This window comes from Halopseudomonas litoralis, from assembly GCF_900105005.1.
Lineage (GTDB): Bacteria > Pseudomonadota > Gammaproteobacteria > Pseudomonadales > Pseudomonadaceae > Halopseudomonas > Halopseudomonas litoralis.
Window position 1 is genome coordinate 1282228 of record NZ_LT629748.1, and the last position, 22731, is coordinate 1304958.

Genomic DNA, 22731 nt, shown 5'->3' on the forward strand with positions numbered 1-22731 from the left:
ATAAGCCCCGCCCGGGTCATCCGGCCGGGGCTTTTTCGTGGCCCATCTCTGACAGACAGGAAAGCATGACCGATCTTCGCACCCTTACAGGCAATCTCGACCAAGCCATGTCCGCCGATCAGCCTCGCCTGCAGCGCCAGTTGCAGGCACTGGGCAAACGGCCCGAGCCGGAGCGGCTGGATCAATGGTTGGCGCGGCTGACGAAGTCCTGCGCCAAAGTGGCGGCGCGGCGGGCCAGTGTGCCGCAGGTGCGTTATGACGACAGTCTGCCGATTGCCGCCAAGCGCGAGGAAATCAAGCGCGCCATCGCCGGCAGCCAGGTGGTGGTGATCGCCGGGGAGACCGGGTCCGGCAAGACAACTCAGTTACCGAAGATCTGTCTGGAGCTGGGGCGCGGCGCTCGCGGCCTGATCGGTCACACCCAGCCACGCCGACTGGCAGCCCGTAGCGTTGCCAGTCGGGTTGCCGAGGAGCTGAACACGCCGCTGGGCGAGCTGGTGGGGTTCCAGGTACGGTTCACTGACCAGAGCACCGAACGCACGCTGATCAAGCTGATGACTGACGGCATCCTGCTGGCGGAAACCCAGAATGATCGACGGCTGTCGCGCTATGACACGCTGATCATCGATGAGGCGCATGAACGCAGTCTGAATATCGATTTCCTGCTCGGTTACCTGAAGACCATTCTGCCCCAGCGCCCGGACCTGAAGGTGATCATCACCTCGGCGACCATCGATCTGCAGCGCTTTTCCGCGCATTTCAACGACGCGCCCATCATTGAAGTATCCGGTCGCACCTTTCCGGTGGATGTCTGGTATCGGCCCTTGTCGGCGGAGGTGGACGAGGAGGGCAACCGTGTCGAGGAAGATCTCAGCATTGATCAGGGCATTGTCGCCGCGTTGCGCGAGCTGGAGGCGCATGAGCGGGCCAATGGCAAGCGGCCGGGTGATGCACTGGTGTTTCTGCCGGGGGAGCGGGAGATCCGCGATACCGCCGATTTTCTGCGCAAGGCCAATCTGAAGCACACGGAGATATTGCCGCTGTATGCTCGGCTGTCGGTGGCGGAACAGCAGAAGATCTTCGCCAGCCATGCCGGGCGCCGAGTGATCCTCGCCACCAACGTGGCGGAAACCTCCCTGACCGTACCCGGCATCGTCTATGTGATTGATCCCGGTGAGGTGCGCATCAGTCGCTACAGTCCGCGCTCCAAGGTGCAACGCTTGCCTATCGAGCCGGTTTCCCAGGCCAGCGCCAATCAGCGCAAAGGTCGCTGTGGACGTGTTGCGCCCGGCATCTGCGTGCGCCTGTATGACGAGGCGGACTTTCTTGGCCGACCGGAATTCACCGATCCGGAAATCCTGCGTACCAACCTGGCTGCGGTGATCCTGCAGATGTTGCATCTGCGCCTGGGGCGGATTGAGGATTTCCCTTTCATCGAGCCGCCGGATGGCCGCGCCATCAGTGATGGTTTCAACCTGCTGCAGGAGTTGGGGGCGGTTGAGCGGGACGGGCGCATCACCGATATCGGCCGCCAGCTGGCCCGCTTGCCAGTTGATCCGCGCATTGGCCGCATGCTGATCGAAGCGGCCGCGCTCGGCAGTCTGCAGGAGGTGCTGATCATCGCCAGCGCGCTGGCAGTACAGGACCCACGCGAGCGGCCCATCGAACGCCAGCAGGCGGCGGATCAGGCACATGCCCAGTGGCGTGATGATCAGTCGGATTTCGCTGCTTTCGTCAATCTATGGCGTGGCTTTGAAGAGCAGCGCCAAGCGTTATCACAGAGCCAGTTGCGCAGCTGGTGCCGCCGCCAGTTCCTCAATTATCTGCGCATGCGCGAATGGCGCGAAACCCATCGCCAGCTGGTGCTGACCTGTCGTGATCTGGGGTTGCAATTCAACGCCGAGCCGGCCGGTTTTGATCCGGTGCACAAAGCCCTGCTGGCCGGCCTGTTGAGTCACCTGGGTAACAAGACCGAGGAAGGGGACTATCTTGGTGCACGCCAGCGGCGGTTCATGTTGCACCCATCCTCGGCACTGGCGAAGAAGCGCCCGGCCTGGGTAATGGCTGCCGAACTGACTGAAACCCGGCGCCTGTATGGTCGGCTGGTGGCTAAAATCGATCCGCTATGGGTGGAACCACTGGCCAAACACCTGACCAAGACCAGTCACAGCGAGCCGCACTGGGAGAAGAAGCGCGGTCAGGTCGTGGCCTTCGAGCAGGTAACGCTGTACGGCATGATCATAGTGCCGCGGCGCAAGGTGCATTTCGGGTCGATCGATCCGGTGGTATCTCGAGAGTTGTTCATTCGTCATGCACTGGTTGAAGGTCAATGGCATGGCCGTGCGGCGTTCAACCAGGCCAACAAGGCGCTGCTGGAAGAGCTGGACGCCCTTGAAGCCAAAGCGCGCAAGCGCGACATCCTGGTCGATGACGAAACTTTGTTCCGCTTCTTTGATGAGCGCATCCCGGCGGAGATATATCAACTGGCCAGCTTCGAGCGCTGGCTCAAGCGCACCAGTCATGAGCAGCCCAAGCTCCTGCACATGACGCGCGAAGACCTGTTGCAGCGCGAGGCCAACGAGGTCAGTGCCGAGCAATATCCTGACACCTTGCGCTGGCAGCGGGTGGCGTTGCCGCTCAGCTACCATTTTGAACCCGGCCATCCAGCCGATGGGGTCACCTTGAGGGTGCCAGTGGCGTTGCTGCGTCAACTGCCCGAGGAGCGACTGGATTGGCTGGTACCCGGATTGCTGTATGACAAATGCGTGGCCCTGGTACGTGGATTGCCCAAGGCGCTGCGCAAGAATTTTGTACCTGTGCCGGACTTCGTCCGCGCTGCGCTGGAGCGTATGCCGTTCGGTGAGGGCAAGCTGACCCAGGCTCTGGGCCGGGAGCTCACGCGCATGACCGGGGTACGTCTGGGAGATGAAGCCTGGTCAGATATCAAGCTCGAGGATCACCTGCTGATGCGTCTTGAAGTGGTTGATGCTGAGGGCAGGGAAGTGGCCTCCGGTCGCGATTACAGCGCTCTGTGCACCCAGTTGAGCGGTCGCCTGGCTGACCGCCAGCCATCGTCCAGTACAACTGCTCCGGCAGCGCCAACCTCTGCGCCGGCAGGCCAGGCTGAGTTGCCGATCCAGGTAAGTCAGCGACAGGCGGGTATCGATGTGGACTTCTGGCCTGCCTGGGTGGAGCAGGGCGATACGGTTACCGAGCAGCTGTTCGACAATCCGGCTCAGGCGCAGCAGGCGCACCGTCTCGGGCTGCAGCGTCTGATCCTGCAGGCGTTGCCGGAGCAAGCCAAATTCCTCCGGCAGAAACTCAGCGCCGTGAAAGAGGCGGCTATCTATTACCGTGACCTCGGCAATCAGCAGCAATTGACTGAAGATGTGTTGCTTGCTGCGATTGATCGGGTGTGCCTGCCTGCCGGATCGCCCCTGCCGCGTGGCCCTGATGAGCTGAAGGCCCGTATCGAATCCGGGCGGGGGGATTTCGTCGCAACTGCCGAAAAACTTGCCGCCGAGGTGCTGACTGTTCTCAAGGCCTGGCACAGTGTGCAGAAACGCCTCAAGGGCAAAATCGATCTGTCGCGGGCTATTGCCATGAATGATATTCGCGAGCAGCTGGGGCAACTGGTATTCAGGGGATTCGTGCGTACTGTACCGGCAGAATGGCTCGCACAGTACCCGCGCTATTTTGCGGCGATTGAACAGCGGCTCGATAAGCTGCCGGCGCAGGTGCAGCGTGACCGGGTTTGGACGGATGAGCTTCAGCAATTCACTGAGCAGTACCGGATGCGAGCCGAGCGCTATCGGCTTGAAGGCAGGCAGGATGACCGTCTGGAATACTGGCGATGGATGCTTGAAGAATACCGCGTCTCTCTGTTCGCTCAGCAGTTGGGTACGAAGGTGCCGGTTTCCGAGAAACGGCTGAAGAAGCTGTGGCATGAGATCACGGCCTGACGGGAAGTCAGGGTGGGCTATTAGATACACTGTGGATTCTGTTGAGAAAAGGACTGATCAGGTGATTGAAGAGCGGATGAACTCCATCTCCATACCTTTGGCGGATAATGCAGCGTTGCAGGTGCGACGTTTCACGCCGACTGCGAACGGACCTGCAGTATTGATGATTCATGGGCTGGGGCAGCGCGGCGATGTGTTCTGTCCAGCGCCTGGCGTCGGGCTTGCGCCCTGGTTACGTGAGGCCGGCTACGATGTCTACGTGGCGGACCTGCGCGACCGGGTCAGCAACAGCTCGGCGGTGCCGGACATCTCCCAGCATCAGCTGATCTGCGAAGACCTGCCGGCATTGTTCGAGCACATTGGCGCCGACCATCCCGGTGAGCGCTTCTTCGCCATCGGTCACGGCTGGGGCGGCGTATTGCTTGCCTGTGCGCTGATCAGGCACCCGGCGTGGCTCGAGCGGATTGCCGGACTGGTTCAGATAGGTGCACGCAGGGTCTGTCAGCAACGGAACTGGCAACGGCTGCTGTTGCTTGAGCTGATGTGGAATCGGCTGGCACCGCTGGCTGGGCGACGTCAGGGTTATCTGCCGTTGCGCTCGCTCGGTTTGGGAACGGCAGACCTTTCTCCGAAGCTGCATACAGACAGCCAACTGTGGCAAAATGACGGCAAATGGCGTGATCCGCAGGATGGTTTCGACTATGCTGCAGCTTTGCACGAGATCAGTTGGCCGAGCAGTTTGTATCTGAGCGGCCGCAATGATCGCTGCATGGGGCATTCAGCAGACGTAAAGGCATTCGCACGCGAACTGGGTAACCACGACGCCCAGCTGATACTGCTGCAGAAGGGCACCGGCAGCTCCCGCGATTACGGTCACCTCGATATGCTGACTCACCCGCAGGCCGTCAATGATCATTTCCCGTTGATGCTGTCCTGGCTGGCTCGACACTCAGATACAGCAACGCCATAGCTTTCATGAACGTATCGCCACCCTCGGCGATGCACAGCCATTACATTGAGATATAAAAGAGGCCCAACCGTGCAGAAAGTAGTCATCAGCGGCACAGGTTTGTACACCCCCCCAAACAGCATCAGCAATGACGAACTGGTTGCCAGCTTCAATGCCTGGTCAGAACGCTTCAACCAGGATAATGCCGAGGCCATCGCGGCCGGTGATATGACCCCGGCGCCGCTCTCCAGCAGCGAGTTCATCGAAAAAGCCTCCGGTATCAAGAGCCGTCATGTGGTCAACAAGAGCGGTATTCTTGACGTTGATCGTATGGTTCCGCAGATTCCCGAGCGCAGCAACGATGAATGGTCGATTCTGTGTGAGATGGCCGTTCAGGCCGCCACCGAGGCTTTGCAACGTGCCGGGCGCACGGCGGCTGACATCGATGGAGTGATTGTTGCTTGCTCCAACCTGCAGCGCGCTTATCCGGCCGTCGCCGTCGAGGTGCAGGCCGCATTGGGCATCAACGGGTTCGGCTTTGACATGAACGTGGCCTGTTCTTCTGCCACTTTCGGCATCCAGAATGCGGCCAACAGTGTCAGTACCGGACAAGCCCGTGCGGTGCTGATGGTCAATCCGGAAATCTGTACCGGCCATATGAACTTCCGTGATCGTGATAGCCATTTCATCTTTGGCGATGCGTGTACTGCGGTGATCATCGAGCGTGCGGAGGATGCCGTTTCCGAGCACCAGTTCGAGATCGTCGGTACCAAGCTGCTGACCCAGTTCTCAAACAATATCCGCAATAACTTCGGCTTCCTCAATCGTGCCGATGAGAGCGGTATCGGCGCGCCGGACAAACTGTTCGTGCAGGAAGGCCGCAAGGTGTTCCGAGAAGTCTGCCCGATGGTGGCCGAGCTGATCGGTAAGCAGTTGAGCGAACTGGATCTGGCGGTAACTGATGTCAGCCGTTTCTGGCTGCACCAGGCCAACCTGAACATGAATATGCTTATCGCCCGCAAGCTGCTGGGCCGTGATCCTGATCTGGAGAAGGAAGCACCTGTGGTATTGGATGAATATGCCAACACCAGCTCAGCCGGTTCGATCATCGCCTTCCATAAGTATCAGGACGACCTGCCAGCCGGGAGTCACGGTGTTATCTGCTCCTTTGGTGCCGGTTACTCCATCGGCAGCGTAGTACTTCGCAAGTTGTAATACTCCCGCCTATATACTGCTTCCGACGGGCCTTCGTCGGAAGCAGAGCACACCTGGCACCCCAGGTCTTTCTTTCTGGTTGTTTTGTCCTTGCTCGCACGGGCGCGGAAGTGCGCTGCTTGTTTCTGCCTTTTGCAAAAAGTTCCCCTGACTTCAAACCTTCATATTTCAGCAAGCGTTCTGTCACATCGGGTTCCCATAATCCCTCCTGTCGAAACAAACAACGTCAAATCACCGCAGGATGACGTTCTACAACCCGAAGGAGTTTTTCCCGATGAAGAAGAAGTTGATTGCGCTTGTTGTTGGTGCTGCTGCAGTAGCTCCTAGCCTGGCAATGGCTGATGTTACCGTCTACGGTCGTGCACACGTTTCCACCGACTTCCTGGATGATGGCGCCGATTATTCCGAAACCAACATCTCCAGCAACTCTTCGCGCTTGGGCTTCAAAGGTGATCATCAGATCAACCCGAACCTGAAAGCGTTCTTCCAGATTGAGCAGCAGATCAACTTCAACACTGGTGAGAGCGACAGTGGTGAGAACTTCGCGACCCGTGACACCTTCGTAGGTGTGGCTGGTACCAACTGGGGTGCGGTCCAGCTGGGTCGTTTCGACAGCCCTTTCAAGAAAGCCCGTGGCCCGGCCAACCTGTTCGGTGACCAGGTCGGTGATATGCGTAACCTGACCCGCGTCGGCAATGCTCGTTTCGATGAGCGTTACGACAACACCGTACAGTACACCACGCCGAGCCTAGGTGGCTTCAACATCCAACTGGCTTATTCGGTTTACGAAGGTCAATCGCGGATCGTTGATGAAACTCACGAGGATTACAATGAAGACTCCGATGCCTTCAGCACCTCGTTGAACTATGCTTCTGGCCCGTTCGAAGGTTCGCTGGCCTATGAAACTGCTGAGGAGAACACCGGTCGCGGTGAGCGTGATGGTATTCGTGCCGCAGCAGCCTACAAGCTGACTGATGCGTTCAAGATGGTCGGTTTCTATCAGACAGTCGAATATGATGACTCCGACGCTACGGCTGGCGATCGCGATCTGTGGTCTGCCGATGTCTACGGTCTGGGTGGTGAGTTCAAGTTTGCCCCCAATACTGCGTTCAAAGCCATGTACATGACGCGTGACGCCGATGCTGACAACGCTGACAGCGATATGTGGGTCGTGGGTGTTGAGCACAAGCTGGATAAGGCGGTTCGTGTTTATGCCAACTACGCGGTTGTGGATAACGATGACGATGTCGCTCTGACTCCGTGGAGCCAGGCTCGTACTGCTGATCCGGATGATGCTGATGCTTCGGGTGAAAAAGCTACTGGTTTTACTGTAGGTCTGCGTTACGACTTCTGATCTTACCTGACGGGAATGGAAGTACCGAACCGGGTTGCTCGCAACGAGCAACCCGGTTATGCGTTCCTGCTGCGCGCTGATGCGTTGGTGGTAACTGAAATGGCAGGCGACCGGCGCCTGTCATCGAATTGAAACCATTTGTTCTTATTCTTGTTTCGCCTGTCATCTTACAGGGTGGTCGCGATCGCCCAGCCTTGTCCATTCGCATCAAGGAGTTTCCATGCGTAGTCTTTTTGTCCTCGCCATTGCCTGCCTGTTGTCGGCTTGCGCTCAGCAGTCCCAGATACAGCTCTATCCTGGATCGCCGTTATCTGACGAGCAGGTGCTCACCGTGGTCGTGCCTAATGAGCTTGAAGTGCAAAGCATCAACGGCCAGCAGATTCCCTCCGCCAATTGGAGTTTTGGTAACGCTGACAAACGTCTGGAGCTGCAGCCGGGTGTCTATCGGATCAATGCTTTCTACAAAAACGGTTTCGACATTGATGGCGGTATAAGCCATGAGGTAGTGCGTGGGCGTACTGCGACATTCATTGTTGATGGTCAGCCCGGTGAGCTGTGGCAGCTGGACTTCGATCGGCCCGAAAATCTGCAGCAAGCAAAGGCCTTTGAAGCCGCGTTCTCCGCCTGGACCGTTAATACCCGTACTGGTGAGCGGCACGCAGCAGAGGCTGGTCAGCGAAATAACTCCGTGATCAACAACCTCATTGGTGGTACCGCTGACCCGGTGGCGGAACAAACCAGCGTGGCGCCGCTGGGTGCTGCTCCGGCCAGCGCGCGTGCAATTCAGCCTGCTCCAGCACAAGGCGTCGTCAGACCTATGCCGGGTGCGATGGCTAATGAAACCTTGCCGCACAACGATGCTACCTTGAGCACCCTGCAACAGATGTGGCAGCTGTTGGGTGATGACAGTCGCGCCGCCTTCCTGAAATGGGCGCAGCAGTGAGATAGATCCTCGGTGGGAGGCTTTCATGCCTCCCACCCACTCTCCCGCTGTGGCATGCTTGTCGCCATGCACATACGTCAACTGAATCACATAAGCGACATCTCTCCTGAACTCTGGGACGCTCTGCTACCCACGGACTATCCCTTTCTGCGCCATGCTTTTCTCCATGCACTGGAACACAGTGGATCGGTGACGCCGGTGCAGGGCTGGGAGCCAGCTCATCTGGTGGTAGAGACTACCGACGGTAGTCTGCAGGCGCTGCTGCCCCTGTATCGTAAGCAACACTCCTGGGGTGAATACGTTTTCGACTTTCAGTGGGCCGAGGCCTGGGAGCGGGCAGGGCAGCGCTATTATCCCAAGCTGACGGCGGCCATTCCCTATTCTCCAGTGCAGGGGCCGCGCCTGCTGGCTCGCTGTGCGGACAGCCGTGGTTTGATCATCAGCTGGTTGCAACGAGCGCTGGCTGGCGACCAGGTCAGCGGCACGCATCTGCTGTTCAACGATGGCGAGGAGAATGCGGCGCTGGAGGCGGCGGGCTGGGTACAGCGGTTGGGCTGTCAGTTCCACTGGTTCAATCGTGGCTACGGCTGCTTCGAGGACTTTCTTGCGGTCTGTAATTCACGCAAGCGCAAGAACTTCCGTAAGGAGCGCCAGAGTGTTGCGGCTCAGGGTATTCAGTTTGAATGGCTCAGCGGTGGCGAGATCAGCATCGCCGATTGGGAGCGCTTCTATCCTTTTTATGCGGCGACTTATCTCAAGCGTGGGCGTCAGCCTTATCTCAGCGCTGCTTTCTTCCAACTGCTGTCAGCGGGCATGGCCGAGTCGGTAAGGCTGATATTTGCCAGAGAGGCCGGCCGGGATGTGGCAGGGGCGCTGTTTCTGGTGGGAGGGGATACCTTGTACGGTCGCTACTGGGGCTGTCTGGACGAATATGACCGGCTGCATTTCGAGACCTGTTTCTACCAGGGTATGGAGCGCTGTATTGCTGAAGGGTTGTCGCGCTTCGATGCCGGTGCGCAGGGTGAGCAGAAACTGTTGCGCGGATTCGAACCGGTTCTGACTCAGTCGTGGCACAGAATGCAGCCTGGGCTGCATGAGGCGGTGGCAGACTTTCTGTTACGGGAAGGTGATTCGGTCAGGGCGTACCAGCAGGATGCCCGGCAGTATCTGCCGTATCGCCGGGAAGAATAATCTCCGGCGATACGGCGGGAGTTTATTCGGCCGCCTCAACTCGCTTGGCGCTGATGATGGTCACCGGGTTCTGCGGCACGTTCTGATGCCCGCCCTGGTTGCCGGTGGGCACCTTGGCAATGGTTTCCACCACGTGCTCGCCGGCGACGACCTTGCCGAATACCGCATAGCCGAAATCGCGTGAACCGTGATTCAGGAAGTCATTGTTGGTCAGGTTGATAAAAAACTGGCTGGTAGCGCTATCCCGCACCTGGGTGCGTGCCATGGCCAGCGTGTAGCGATTGTTCTTCAGGCCGTTATCCGCTTCGTTCTTGATCGGTTGACCGACGGCACGCTGACGCATCTCGGGAGTAAAGCCACCCCCCTGGATCATGAAGCCGGGGATGACGCGATGGAAAATCAGCCCATCATAATGACCGGCGTCGGTGTAACGCAGAAAGTTCTCGACCGAAATGGGCGCCTCTTCGGCATTCAGCTCGATTTCGATGTCGCCGTGGCTGGTGTTCAGTATGACGCGCGGGTTGTCGGCAAAAGCGGTGGTAGTGGCCAGCAGCAGGGCGCAGGTTCCTATGAGTCGTTTCAGCATTCTACAGCTCCGTGGGGTAGAAGATTCGGGGATGAGTGTAAGCACAACGGCGGTGGGAGACAATGTGGCATATCGGCCCGACTTGTCACGTCCCGGAATGCTCGCAGATCAGATCTGCGAGAATGCGCGTGGCCGGGCCAAGTGGCTTGTCCTTGTTGGCATAGAGATACATGTTTGAGGCGCGGCGGCTGCCCTGTACCAGGGGTAATACTTTCAAGCTGCCGCGCTCCAGCGAATCCTTGATTTCATGCTCGGGCAGCCAGGCAAACCCCAGCCCCTGGCTTAACAGTTTGGCGGCGGTACTCAGGCTGGTGACTGTCCAGCGTTGCTCGGCACCCAGCCAGCCGGCATCCCGGGGCTGGCGGCGTCCCGAGTCTCGAATCACCACCTGAAGATGGGTTTCAAGGTCGCTGTGGGTGAGCGCGCGTTCGAGCAGGTGCAGAGGGTGCTCTGGATGAGCTACGGCAACAAACTCAATGTCATTGAGTTGCTGCGGCAGATAGCCGGCGATGCTGATGCCGGAGATGGCCAGGTCAGCTGTGCCGCTGTGCAGACACTCTTCGACGCCGGAAAGCACCTCTTCACGCAGTTGTACCCGGCAGCCTTTACTCTGCGGCATGAAGGCCTTCAGTGCGCCAGCCAGACGCTCAGTAGGATAGGCTGCGTCCACTACCAGCTGTACCTCGGCTTCCCAGCCCTGATCCATGTTCCAGGCCAGCTCTTCCAGTTGACTGGCTTGCTTGAGCAGGTTGCGTGAACGGCGCAGCAGAGCAGCACCGGCTTCGGTAAGCACGGCCTTGCGTCCGGCGATTTCCAGCAGTGGCACGCCGAGTTGCTCTTGCATGCGCGCCACGGTATAGCTCACCGAAGACTGTGAACGATGCAGCACCTCGGCGGCCTGGGCGAAGCCGCCGTGATCGACGACGGCTTGCAAGGTACGCCATTGTTCCAGGGTGACGCGCGGTGCTTTCATCGATGGAGCCTCTGGCCTATGCTGATGGTGTGGAGTTTGCCAATACGAGGATGCAATGTATCAATATTTGCTGGCCGTTGGGATAGCTCTGGGTTGGACGATGCCGGCGTGGGGATTTCCGATTGATGTTGATGTGCAGCCCGGTGCAGCTGAGGTGTCGGTCAGCAGTACTGATCTGATCAATATCGCAGCGATCAATCTGACCAGTCACGCGGCGACACCGCTGCGCTGCCAGGCCACTTTCGTCAATGGCCCTGAGCGGCCGCTGCCTCGGCGATTGCATCTGCAGCCGGGCGAGGGGGTCACGCTGACTCACGAATTCACGCGCGAGATTATTCGGGTTCGTGTCAGTATTGATTGCGCACCGGAGTGAGGTGTTTTCTGCGCGCACAAAAAACCCGGCTATTGCCGGGTTTTCTGAATATTGGCTCCGCGACCAGGACTCGAACCTGGGACCCAATGATTAACAGTCATTTGCTCTACCAACTGAGCTATCGCGGATCGGATGTGCGCACTTTACCAAAAAAACTTTTCAAGTCAACACCTTGAACCGCTTTCCAATAAGTGCTCACAGGTTCCGTTCAACCTTCAAGCAGGACTTTGGCCATGGCATTGGCGACCACGTCGATGTTGTTGTCATTCAATGCGGCAACGCAAATGCGTCCACTACCGACCGCATAGATGGCGGACTCTTCAGCCAGCCGAGCGACCTGTTCGCGGGTCAGGCCGGAGAAGGAGAACATGCCCCGTTGCTGCTGAATGAAGCTGACATCCTGTTGCACACCTGCTGCCTGCAATTTCTCGACCAGCGCCTGACGCATCTGCTTGACGCGCACACGCATCTCGGCGAGCTCCTGTTCCCAAATGGCGTAGAGTTCTGCGTTGTTCAGTACTGCAGCCACTACTTTGGCGCCATGGGTCGGCGGGTTGGAGTAGTTGGTGCGAATCACCCGCTTGAGCTGTGACAGCACGCGCTCGCCTTCCTCGGGAGTCTCGGTGATCAGCGTCAGCGCGCCAACCCGTTCGCCGTACAACGAGAAGGATTTGGAAAAGGAGCTGGCAATCAGGCAGGGCAGGCCTGCTTCGGCAAACAGGCGTACAGCCAAGGCATCCTCTTCCAGATTGTCGCCAAACCCCTGATAGGCGATGTCCAGAAAGGGCACATGGTTGCGCTTGCGGACAACCTCGATCACCTGTTTCCACTCATCCACACCGAGATCAACGCCGGTCGGGTTGTGGCAGCAGGCGTGAAGCAGAACCACACTGCCTTCGGGTAACTGTTCGATGCCCTGCAACATGCCCTGCAGATTCAGGCCGTGGGTAGCCGGATCGTAATAAGGGTAGGTCACGACCTCATAGCCTGCCGCTTCAAACAGCGAGCGATGGTTTTCCCAGCTGGGATCGCTGATCGCGACCAGGCGCTTGCCAGACAGGCGATACAGGAAGTCGGCACCCAGTTTCAGCGCGCCGGTACCACCCAGTGACTGCGCGGTGATCAGCCTGCCGGAGGACAGCAATGCGGAGTCGGCGCCCAGCAGCAATTTCTGCACGGCGAGATCATAGGGCGCCAGACCTTCCATGGGCAGATAGGTACGCGGGGCGTGTTCGGCTACGCGGGCTTCTTCCGCTGCCTGAACTGCGCGCAACAGAGGAACCTTGCCGTTTTCGTCGTAATAGACGCCAACGCCCAGATTGACTTTTTCTTCACGCGGATCAGCATTGAAGGCTTCGTTCAGGCCAAGGATGGGATCGCGTGGCGCCATTTCAACGGGGGAAAACAGACTCATGATATGGGCAGACTCGAAACAGGTGAATGTAGGTGTCGGGCTATGCCGCAGGCGGCTGGCTATTATAAACAGAGACGCGCGCAGGGTGCGAGTCCATGGAAGGGCAATGCTATGATAAGGGTTGTCTGTCCATACGTGGTGCCCCCTGATTATGAGCCAATTCAATCTGCAAACCCGTTTCAAACCGGCCGGTGACCAACCCGTTGCCATAGAGCAATTGGTGGAGGGGCTGGAAGCGGGTCTGTCACATCAGACGCTGCTCGGGGTAACCGGGTCGGGGAAGACCTTCACCATTGCCAATGTCATTCAGCGCATGCAGCGGCCGGCGATTATCATGGCGCCAAACAAGACGCTGGCTGCGCAGCTGTACGGGGAGTTCCGCGAGTTCTTTCCGAACAACGCGGTGGAGTACTTCGTTTCCTATTATGACTATTACCAACCCGAAGCCTACGTGCCGGCGTCGGATACCTTCATCGAGAAGGATGCCTCGATCAACGATCATATCGAGCAGATGCGTCTGTCTGCGACCAAGGCGCTGATGGAGAGACCCGATGCGATCATCGTGGCGACTGTTTCGGCGATCTACGGTCTGGGGGATCCGGAGTCCTATCTGCGGATGGTGCTGCATATCGATAGGGGGGACGTTCTCGACCAGCGAACCCTGCTGCGCCGGTTGGCCGAGTTGCAATACACCCGCAATGATATGGAGTTGTCCCGTGCTAACTACCGGGTCCGCGGGGATGTGATTGATGTCTATCCGGCTGAGTCCGACCTTGAGGCGATTCGTATTGAGTTGTTCGATGATACAGTGGAAACGATCAGCTTCTTCGATCCGCTTACGGGTGAGGTTCTACGTAAGGTTCCGCGCGTAACTATCTATCCTAAATCACATTATGTGACACCAAGAGAGAAGCTGCTGGAAGCGGTGGAAGAGATCAAGGTCGAGTTGAAGGAGCGGCTGGAGGTGCTCAATAGCCAGAACAAGCTGGTCGAGGCGCAACGTCTGGAGCAGCGTACCCGCTTCGATATGGAAATGATCATGGAGCTGGGATATTGCAACGGTATCGAGAACTACTCTCGCTACCTGTCCGGCCGGCCCATAGGTGAAGCTCCGCCAACTCTGTTCGATTATCTGCCGGAGAACGCGCTGCTGATCATTGATGAGTCCCACGTCTCGGTGCCGCAGGTCGGCGCGATGTACAAAGGCGACCGTTCACGCAAGGAAACACTGGTGGAATACGGCTTCCGCCTGCCATCGGCACTGGATAACCGGCCCATGCGCTTCGATGAGTGGGAGGCAATCTCGCCGCAGGCCATTTTTGTATCCGCGACCCCCGGGCCCTATGAGGAAACCCATGCCGGTCGCGTGGTGGAGCAGGTGGTACGGCCGACCGGCCTGGTGGACCCGCTGATCGAAGTGCGCCCGGCCACGACGCAGGTTGATGATCTGCTGTCGGAAATCGGCCTGCGTGTCGCCCAGGGCGACCGGGTGCTGGTTACCACCTTGACCAAGCGCATGGCAGAAGACCTCACTGACTATCTGGCTGACCATGGTGTGCGGGTGCGCTATCTGCACTCGGATATCGATACGGTTGAGCGGGTGGAGATTATTCGTGACTTGCGTATCGGCGGTTTCGATGTGCTGGTCGGCATTAACTTGTTGCGCGAAGGTCTTGATATGCCGGAGGTTTCTCTCGTTGCGATACTGGATGCGGACAAAGAGGGCTTTCTTCGTTCGGAGCGCTCGCTGATTCAGACAATTGGTCGTGCGGCGCGGAACCTGAACGGCAAGGCCATTCTGTACGCCGATCGCATGACCGGTTCAATGGAGCGCGCGATCGGCGAAACCGATCGTCGTCGTGCCAAACAGATTGCCTTTAACCTGGAGCATGGCATCACGCCAAAAGGCGTGGTCAAAAGCGTGCAGGATATTCTCGAAGGCGCAGTGGTGCCGGGCAGCCGCTCGAACAAGCGACGCCAGCTCAAGGCCGCCGAGGACGCTGCCGAATATGGCGCGGAGAAGCTACGTTCGCCATCGGAGATCACCAAGCGTATTCGCCAGATGGAAGAGAAAATGTACCAGCACGCGCGGGATCTGGAATTCGAAGCGGCGGGGCAGCTGCGGGACGATATCCAGGAGCTGCGCAAGCGGTTGGTGAACATCTGAAAAAGTCTGAGTTTTTATAGTTATTCAGTAACTTAGGGGTTGACGGGTTTTAGAGGGGTGCGTATAGTTCGCCTCCATTGCAGGCACGTAGCTCAGTTGGTTAGAGCACCACCTTGACATGGTGGGGGTCGGTGGTTCGAATCCACTCGTGCCTACCAAATTAAAGCCCGATCACCCTGTGATCGGGCTTTTTCATTTCTGCGTCGAGAGGGATGCCGACAGCGGCAGGCTCTTCGATACATTTCCATCATGTGGCCTTGCGTAGCGGTCACCACTGAGAAGGAGCGGTATATGCCCACTATTACTCTTCCTGACGGCAGTCAGCGCACTTTTGATCACCCTGTAAGCGTAGCCGACGTGGCGCAATCCATTGGCGCGGGCCTGGCCAAGGCGACTGTGGCAGGCAAGGTCGATGGCCGTCTGGTCGACGCCTGTGACGTCATTGACTCTGATGCTCATCTGCAGATCATTACGCCGAAAGACGAAGAGGGGCTGGAGATCATTCGTCACTCCTGTGCTCATCTGGTTGGTCACGCGGTCAAGCAGCTGTACCCGACGGCCAAAATGGTGATCGGTCCGGTCATTGATGAAGGCTTCTATTACGACATCGCCTATGAGCGCTCCTTCACGCCGGAAGATATGGCAGCAATCGAGTCGCGCATGCGTGCGCTGATCGCCACTGAATACGATGTCATCAAGAAGATGACGCCGCGTCAGGAAGTGATCGAGCTGTTCCGTGTCCGTGGCGAGGAATACAAGCTGCGTCTGATCGAGGATATGCCCGATGAGCAGGCGATGGGGCTGTATCATCACGAAGAATACGTCGACATGTGCCGCGGTCCGCACGTGCCCAACACCCGCTTCCTCAAGGCCTTCCAGCTGACCCGTATTTCCGGCGCCTACTGGCGTGGGGATGCGAAGAACGAACAGCTGCAGCGCATCTACGGCACCGCTTGGGCGGACAAGAAGCAATTGGCTGCCTATATCAAGCGTATCGAAGAAGCGGAGAAGCGTGATCATCGCAAAATCGGTAAGCGTCTGAATCTGTTCCACATGCAGGAAGAAGCGCCTGGCATGGTGTTCTGGCACCCGGACGGCTGGACCGTCTATCAGGTGCTCGAGCAGTACATGCGCAAGCTGCAGTTGGATGCTGGCTACCGTGAGATTCGTACCCCGCAGGTTGTGGATCGAGTGCTCTGGGAACGTTCCGGCCACTGGGAACACTACTCCGCCAACATGTTCACCACCGAGTCGGAAAGCCGCGATTACGCGATCAAGCCGATGAACTGCCCGTGCCACATCCAGGTATTCAATCAGGGACTGAAAAGCTACCGTGAGCTGCCTCTGCGTCTGGCCGAGTTCGGCTCTTGTCATCGCAATGAGCCTTCCGGTTCGCTGCATGGCCTGATGCGGGTGCGCGGTTTTACTCAGGATGATGCGCATATCTTCTGTACCGACGAGCAGGTCAAGGCCGAGGCGTCCGATTTCATTGCGTTGACGCTGCAAGTTTACCGTGATTTCGGTTTTGATGATGTCGAGCTGAAGCTGTCCACTCGTCCGGAAGATCGGATGGGCGACGATGCGGATTGGGATCAGGCGGAGCAAGGGCTTGAGGCAGCATTGAATGAAGCTGGGCTGAAGTGGGATCTGCAGCCGGGTGAAGGCGCCTTCTACGGTCCGAAAATCGAATTTTCTCTGCGCGATTGCCTTGGGCGGGTCTGGCAGTGCGGTACATTGCAGCTGGACTTCATGCTGCCGGGTCGTCTGGGCGCGCAATACGTAGCAGAAGACGGTGCTCGCAAAACGCCAGTCATGCTGCACCGTGCGATCCTGGGGTCGTTCGAACGCTTCATTGGTATTCTGATCGAGCATTACGCTGGGGATTTCCCCGCCTGGCTCGCCCCGACCCAGGTCGCGGTACTGAATATTACTGATAATCAGGCGGAATTTTGCCAGGAAGTTGAGAAATCTCTCAATGAAATGGGATATCGTGCTATTGCGGACTTGAGAAACGAGAAGATCGGCTTTAAAATCCGCGAGCATACTTTGCACAAGACTCCCTATCTGCTGGTAATTGGCGACCGGGAAGTCGAATCGCACACTGTGGCCGTGCGCACGCGGGAGGGTAAAGACCTGGGTATAATGAAAATTGCCGAGTTCTCCGAGTTCCTTGCCCGCGCCGTTGCACAACGAGGCCGCCCGAATTCGGAGCAATAAAGATTAAACGCGAGATGAGACAAGACAAAAGAGCCGCACAACGTCCGCCGATCAACGAAAATATCACGGCGCCTGAAGTGCGCCTGATTGGCGCCGAAGGTGAACAAATCGGTATCGTGTCCATTCAGGAAGCCATGGCCGCCGCTGAGGAGGCCAAGCTAGACCTGGTTGAAATCTCCCCCGATGCAGAGCCGCCTGTTTGCCGGATCATGGATTACGGCAAGCACATCTTCGAAAAGAAGAAGCAGCAGGCTGCTGCACGGAAGAATCAGAAGATCATCCAGATCAAAGAAATCAAGTTTCGTCCAGGGACGGAAGATGGGGACTATAAGGTCAAGCTTCGCAACCTTATAAAGTTCCTCTCTGAGGGTGACAAAGCCAAGGTATCCTTGCGATTCCGCGGCCGCGAAATGGCTCATCAGGAGCTGGGCATGGAGTTGTTGAAGCGGGTTGAAGCTGACCTGCTTGAATACGGCACCGTTGAACAGCACCCGAAAATGGAAGGTCGTCAATTGATGATGGTCCTAGCACCCAAGAAGAAAAAGTAATCTCCAGGGCAACGCCAGGCCTTGTGATTATCTTATCCACTCTATTTGGAGTAACTGAACATGGCAAAGATGAAGACCAAAAGTGGTGCCGCCAAGCGCTTTAAAGTGACTGGCAACGGCATCAAGCACAAGCACGCTTTCAAGAGCCACATCCTGACCAAGATGAGCACCAAGCGTAAGCGCCAACTGCGTGGGACTTCCCAGCTCAATGCTGCGGATACCCAGAAAGTTGAACGCATGTTGCGCCTCCGTTAATCAAGGTTGAGGATTTAAAGAATGGCTCGTGTTAAGCGTGGTGTAATGGCGCGTAAGCGTCACAAGAAAATTCTGAAGCTCGCCAAAGGTTACTACGGTGCGCGTTCGCGTGTGTTCCGTGTTGCCAAGCAGGCGGTCATCAAGGCTGGTCAGTATGCCTATCGTGACCGCAAGCAACGGAAGCGTCAGTTCCGTGCTCTGTGGATCGCTCGTATCAACGCTGGTGCTCGGATTAACGGCATGTCTTACAGCCGTCTGATCGCTGGTCTGAAGAAAGCGTCCATCGAAATCGACCGTAAGGTTCTGGCCGATCTGGCTGTGAACGAAAAAGCGGCGTTTACCGCGATTGTCGAAAAAGCAAAGGCTAGCCTGGCTTAAGCCCTCGTTACGACAATCACCGGCGCTCGCGTCGGTTGGCAACGTCATTAATAGGGGAAGAGCCTTATCGCTCTTCCCCTATTTTTGTTTCTGGAGTGTGAAATGGAAAACCTAGACGCGCTGGTCTCCCAGGCCCTGGAGGCCGTGCAGCAGGCGGTGGATGTTAATGCACTGGAGCAGATCCGCGTCCAGTATCTCGGCAAGAAGGGCGAGCTTACCCAGGTAATGAAGACCTTGGGCAACATACCTGCCGAGGAGCGCCCCAAAGTCGGTGCCATGGTCAACGAGGCCAAAGAGCAGGTGCAGGGTGTGCTCAATGCACGCAAGGCTGATATGGAAGCTGCAGCACTGAATGCCAAGCTGGCAGCGGAGCGGGTAGACGTAACCCTGCCTGGCCGTGGCCAGGTGAGCGGTGGGCTGCATCCGGTTACCCGGACCATGGAACGGATCGAAGAATTCTTTTCCCACATCGGCTATGACGTTGCGGAAGGCCCCGAAGTCGAAGACGATTATCACAACTTCGAGGCGCTCAATATTCCCGGCCATCACCCGGCACGGGCGATGCACGATACCTTCTATTTCAACGCCAACACGCTGCTGCGCACCCATACCTCACCAGTACAGGTGCGGACCATGGAAAGTCAGGAGCCGCCGATTCGCATCGTCTGTCCTGGTCGCGTCTATCGCTGCGATTCGGATCTGACCCACTCACCGATGTTCCACCAAGTCGAAGGACTGCTGGTCGATCGCAAGGTCAGCTTTGCCGATCTCAAGGGCACTATTGCTGAGTTTTTGCAGGTGTTCTTCGAGAAAGATTTGAAGGTGCGCTTCCGGCCATCATTTTTCCCGTTCACCGAGCCTTCAGCTGAAGTCGATATTCAGTGTGTGATGTGCAGCGGTAATGGCTGCCGGGTATGCAAGCAGACTGGCTGGTTGGAAGTCATGGGGTGCGGCATGGTTCACCCGAGCGTATTCCGCTCCTCGGGGATCGACCCTGAGAAGTTTCAGGGCTTTGCCTTCGGCATGGGCGTCGAGCGTCTGGCCATGCTGCGTTACGGCGTGAATGATCTGCGCCTGTTCTTCGACAACGATCTGCGTTTTCTCGCACAGTTCCGTTGACACCGTAACCGCAACCCCTTTGATAGCAGGAAAAGAACATGAAATTCAGTGAACAGTGGCTGCGCAGCTGGGTGAACCCCGAGGTTTCTCGTGATGATCTGGTTGCACGTCTGTCCATGACTGGCCTCGAAGTGGATAGCGTTACTCCGGCTGCCGGTGAATTCAGCGGTGTCGTGGTGGGCGAGATTATCGCAGCCGAGCAGCATCCCGATGCGGACAAACTGCGCGTCTGTCGCGTCAGCAATGGCAGCGAAGAATTCCAGGTGGTTTGCGGGGCGCCGAATGCTCGCGCCGGCATCAAGGTACCGTTTGCCATGGTGGGGGCGGTGCTGGGCGAGGACTTCAAGATCAAGAAGGCCAAGCTGCGTGGCGTGGAATCTTTCGGCATGTTGTGCTCGGCTGACGAGCTCAAACTGTCGGATGATAGCGATGGGTTGTTTGAACTACCTGCCGATGCGCCGACAGGGCAAAGCTTGCGCGAATATCTTGGTTTGGACGACGCTATCATTGAAGTCGATCTGACGCCCAACCGCGGTGATTGCCTGTCCATCGCCGGCTTGGCACGGGAAGTGGGTGCCAACTACGCTGTTCCCGTTACTCGTCCAGCGATCGAGCCGGTTGCTGCTGTGCATGATGAGGTGCGTCCGGTCGAGCTGATGGCCCCCGCTGCATGCTCGCGCTATATCGGTCGGGTTATTCGTAATGTCGACCTGTCACGTCCGACGCCTCTGTGGATGGTCGAGCGTCTACGCCGCAGCGATATTCGCAGTATCGATGCGGTAGTAGATGTCACCAACTACGTCATGCTTGAGCTCGGTCAGCCATTGCATGCTTTTGATCTGGCTCAGGTGTTTGGCGGTATCCGTGTGCGTATGGCGGAAGAAGACGAAAAGCTGGTGCTGCTTAATGGTCAGGAAATAAGCTTGCGCAGCGACACGCTGGTAATTGCTGATCACGAGCGTCCGTTGGCAATGGCCGGCATCATGGGTGGCGAGCACAGCGGTGTCAGCGACACTACCACCGACCTGTTTCTGGAAAGTGCTTTCTTCGACCATATCGCGATTGCCGGCAAGGCACGTAATTACGGTCTGCATACCGATGCCTCACACCGCTACGAGCGGGGCGTTGACTGGCAATTACAGCGTGAAGCAGTCGAGCGCGCTACGGCACTGTTGCTGGAGGTTGTCAGTGGGGAGCCGGGCCCGGTGGTCGAAGCTGTTGAGCCGTCTCATCTGCCGCAGCCGGTCAGCATCACCTTGCGTAATGAACGTGTTACGCAGATGCTTGGGCTGGAAATCGCTCCCGCAGAAATTGAAGCCTATCTGCGTGGGCTGGAGCTCAATGTAGTGTCCAGCGGGGCGGCGGAATGGCAAGTTGATGTGCCCAGTCACCGCTTCGACATCGCTCTCGAAATCGACTTGATCGAAGAGCTGGCCCGCCTGTATGGCTATAACCGCCTGCCGGTCAGCGCGCCGACGGCTGCCTTGAGTCTCACCGCCAAGCCGGAAACCCAGGGCGAACTGCCGATCCTGCGTCGTCTGCTGGTGGCTCGCGGTTATCAGGAAGCGATCACCTACAGCTTCATCGAGCCGAGCCTGAACAAACTGTTCGACCCACAAAGCGAGCCGCTGGCCCTGGCCAACCCCATTTCCAGTGACATGGCGGTCATGCGCACATCATTGTGGCCGGGTTTGAGCAAGGCGGTTCAGCATAACCAGAATCGTCAGCAAGCACGGGTGCGCTTGTTTGAAAGCGGCTTGCGGTTTGTTCCGCAGGCTGACGGTGAGCTGCTGCAGGAGCCCATGCTGTCCGGTATTGCTTGCGGCACTCGTTTGCCCGAAGGCTGGGCCAATGGTAACGACAAGCTGGACTTCCATGATGTCAAAGGCGACGTAGAAGCAGTGCTGGGGCAGGGCGGTGCACTGGACGCGTATGGCTTCGAGCCGGCAGAGCATCCCGCTTTGCATCCGGGACAGTGCGCTCGGATCGTGCGTGACGGCAACCCGGTGGGTTGGCTGGGCGCCTTGCATCCGCAGCTGGTTGATGAGCTGGATCTGTTGGGCCCGGTGTTTGTATTTGAGCTGCGACTGGATGGCATCACCGAAGGGCGGTTACCGCGTTTCAGCGAACTCTCCCGCTTTCCTGAAGTCAGACGTGATATCGCCGTGCTGGTGGACAAGACCGTAGTAGCCGGGAATCTGCTGGCAGATATCCGCGAGCACGCCGGTGAATTCCTCAAGAACCTCAGGCTGTTTGACGTCTATGAAGGGAAAGGTGTTGATCCCCAAAGCAAAAGCCTGGCGATCGGCTTGACCTTGCAGCATTCATCGCGCACTCTTACTGATGATGAAGTGAATGCTGTTATGGACAAGGTGCTCGGCTCACTGGAGCAAAGGTTCAACGCCACACTAAGAAAATAGGGATTGCTATGGGGGCTCTGACAAAGGCAGAAATGGCGGAACATCTCTACGAGGAACTTGGTTTCAACAAGCGTGAAGCCAAGGAACTGGTAGAACTGTTTTTTGAAGAGATCCGCAACGCGCTTGAAAGCAACGAGCAGGTCAAGCTGTCCGGTTTCGGCAATTTCGACCTGCGCGACAAGCGTCAACGCCCCGGCCGCAATCCCAAGACCGGCGAAGAAATACCTATTACGGCCCGGCGCGTGGTTACCTTCCGCCCCGGTCAGAAACTCAAGGCCCGAGTAGAAGCCTATGCTGGAACCCAGCCATAACAATGAACTGCCGGCAATCCCGGGAAAACGCTACTTCACCATCGGTGAGGTCAGTGAGCTCTGTGCCGTTAAACCACACGTGCTGCGTTATTGGGAGCAGGAGTTTCCTCAGTTGTCTCCGGTCAAGCGCCGTGGCAATCGCCGTTATTACCAGCGTCAGGATGTGCTGATGATTCGCCAGATTCGCGCACTGTTGTATGACCAGGGGTTTACCATTGGCGGTGCTCGTCAACGTCTCTCCGGTGACGAAGCCAAGGATGACGGTAGTCATTACAAGCAGCTCATCCGTCAAACTGTGGCCGAGTTGGAAGAAGTGCTCCAGGCGCTCAGAGCAAAATAGTCACCAAGGCAGAAAC

The 22731-nt window shown here is 57.6% G+C and carries 19 protein-coding genes and 2 tRNA genes; 17 read left to right on the forward strand and 4 right to left on the reverse strand.

From position 1 onward, the window contains the following. The first annotated feature begins 65 nt into the window (after positions 1-65). The 6 genes from hrpA (at position 66) to BLU11_RS06250 (ending at position 9614) form a co-directional block, all read left to right on the forward strand. Positions 66-3962 carry an ATP-dependent RNA helicase HrpA gene (hrpA, locus tag BLU11_RS06225; RefSeq protein ID WP_090272553.1) on the forward strand — a complete coding sequence of 1299 codons (3897 nt, stop codon included), beginning with the start codon at positions 66-68 and terminating at the stop codon, positions 3960-3962. Positions 3963-4023: 61 nt separating this feature from the next. Continuing rightward, entirely contained in the window at positions 4024-4932 is a 909-nt protein-coding gene (locus BLU11_RS06230) for an alpha/beta fold hydrolase (RefSeq protein WP_157718578.1), read from the forward strand. A 69-nt stretch (positions 4933-5001) separates the two neighbouring features. Next, positions 5002-6126 carry a beta-ketoacyl-ACP synthase III gene (locus tag BLU11_RS06235; RefSeq protein WP_090272555.1) on the forward strand — a complete coding sequence of 375 codons (1125 nt, stop codon included), beginning with the start codon at positions 5002-5004 and terminating at the stop codon, positions 6124-6126. Between the two features lie 274 nt (positions 6127-6400). After that, a complete protein-coding gene (locus tag BLU11_RS06240) occupies positions 6401-7480 on the forward strand; it encodes a porin (RefSeq protein WP_090272556.1) in 1080 nt (359 codons plus the stop codon). A 220-nt stretch (positions 7481-7700) separates the two neighbouring features. Then, entirely contained in the window at positions 7701-8423 is a 723-nt protein-coding gene (locus BLU11_RS06245; RefSeq protein WP_090272557.1) for a DUF2057 family protein, read from the forward strand. A 66-nt stretch (positions 8424-8489) separates the two neighbouring features. Beyond that, the gene (locus BLU11_RS06250; RefSeq protein ID WP_090272558.1) at positions 8490-9614 is read left to right on the forward strand and encodes a GNAT family N-acetyltransferase; all 1125 of its coding nucleotides are present in this window, start codon (positions 8490-8492) and stop codon (positions 9612-9614) included. A gap of 22 nt (positions 9615-9636) precedes the next feature. Here the strand turns inward: BLU11_RS06250 and BLU11_RS06255 are convergent, their stop codons facing one another. Together BLU11_RS06255 and BLU11_RS06260 are read right to left on the reverse strand one after the other, a co-directional pair. Further along, entirely contained in the window at positions 9637-10200 is a 564-nt protein-coding gene (locus BLU11_RS06255; RefSeq protein ID WP_090272559.1) for a peptidylprolyl isomerase, read from the reverse strand. A gap of 85 nt (positions 10201-10285) precedes the next feature. Then, a complete protein-coding gene (locus BLU11_RS06260; RefSeq protein WP_157718580.1) occupies positions 10286-11173 on the reverse strand; it encodes a LysR family transcriptional regulator in 888 nt (295 codons plus the stop codon). A gap of 55 nt (positions 11174-11228) precedes the next feature. Between BLU11_RS06260 and BLU11_RS06265 the strand changes: the two genes are divergently transcribed. Further along, positions 11229-11546, forward strand: coding sequence for a hypothetical protein (locus BLU11_RS06265; protein ID WP_090272560.1), 318 nt, complete (start codon positions 11229-11231; stop codon positions 11544-11546). 52 nt (positions 11547-11598) lie between these two features. On the opposite strand, the gene BLU11_RS06270 is transcribed toward BLU11_RS06265, so the two are convergent. Both BLU11_RS06270 and BLU11_RS06275 read right to left on the reverse strand, forming a co-directional pair. Further along, positions 11599-11674 (reverse strand) — tRNA-Asn (locus BLU11_RS06270). Between the two features lie 80 nt (positions 11675-11754). Beyond that, positions 11755-12960, reverse strand: a complete 1206-nt coding sequence (locus BLU11_RS06275) for an amino acid aminotransferase (protein WP_090272561.1) — start codon at positions 12958-12960, stop codon at positions 11755-11757. A 151-nt stretch (positions 12961-13111) separates the two neighbouring features. On the opposite strand from BLU11_RS06275, the gene uvrB reads away from it, so the two are divergent. The 10 genes from uvrB to BLU11_RS06325 all read left to right on the forward strand — a co-directional run bounded on the left by uvrB (position 13112) and on the right by BLU11_RS06325 (position 22715). After that, positions 13112-15127, forward strand: coding sequence for an excinuclease ABC subunit UvrB (gene uvrB, locus BLU11_RS06280; protein WP_090272562.1), 2016 nt, complete (start codon positions 13112-13114; stop codon positions 15125-15127). 81 nt (positions 15128-15208) lie between these two features. Further along, positions 15209-15285, forward strand: a tRNA-Val gene (locus BLU11_RS06285). A gap of 133 nt (positions 15286-15418) precedes the next feature. Beyond that, the gene (gene thrS / locus BLU11_RS06290) at positions 15419-17344 is read left to right on the forward strand and encodes a threonine--tRNA ligase (protein WP_090272563.1); all 1926 of its coding nucleotides are present in this window, start codon (positions 15419-15421) and stop codon (positions 17342-17344) included. Then, entirely contained in the window at positions 17341-17892 is a 552-nt protein-coding gene (infC, locus tag BLU11_RS06295) for a translation initiation factor IF-3 (protein ID WP_172828711.1), read from the forward strand. The genes thrS and infC overlap by 4 nt, the downstream gene beginning before the upstream one ends. Before the next feature lie 60 nt (positions 17893-17952). Then, on the forward strand, positions 17953-18147 hold the full coding sequence (gene rpmI, locus BLU11_RS06300; RefSeq protein ID WP_090272565.1) for a 50S ribosomal protein L35: 195 nt from the start codon (positions 17953-17955) through the stop codon (positions 18145-18147). Between the two features lie 21 nt (positions 18148-18168). Continuing rightward, positions 18169-18525: a 50S ribosomal protein L20 gene (gene rplT / locus BLU11_RS06305; RefSeq protein WP_022964141.1), complete on the forward strand. Its 357-nt coding sequence runs from the start codon at positions 18169-18171 to the stop codon at positions 18523-18525. A 102-nt stretch (positions 18526-18627) separates the two neighbouring features. Continuing rightward, entirely contained in the window at positions 18628-19644 is a 1017-nt protein-coding gene (gene pheS, locus BLU11_RS06310; protein WP_090272566.1) for a phenylalanine--tRNA ligase subunit alpha, read from the forward strand. 38 nt (positions 19645-19682) lie between these two features. Further along, a complete protein-coding gene (gene pheT, locus BLU11_RS06315) occupies positions 19683-22064 on the forward strand; it encodes a phenylalanine--tRNA ligase subunit beta (protein WP_090272567.1) in 2382 nt (793 codons plus the stop codon). An 8-nt stretch (positions 22065-22072) separates the two neighbouring features. After that, entirely contained in the window at positions 22073-22375 is a 303-nt protein-coding gene (gene ihfA / locus BLU11_RS06320) for an integration host factor subunit alpha (protein WP_022964138.1), read from the forward strand. Then, a complete protein-coding gene (locus BLU11_RS06325) occupies positions 22356-22715 on the forward strand; it encodes a MerR family transcriptional regulator (RefSeq protein WP_090272568.1) in 360 nt (119 codons plus the stop codon). The genes ihfA and BLU11_RS06325 overlap by 20 nt, the downstream gene beginning before the upstream one ends. Positions 22716-22731 lie beyond the last annotated feature (16 nt).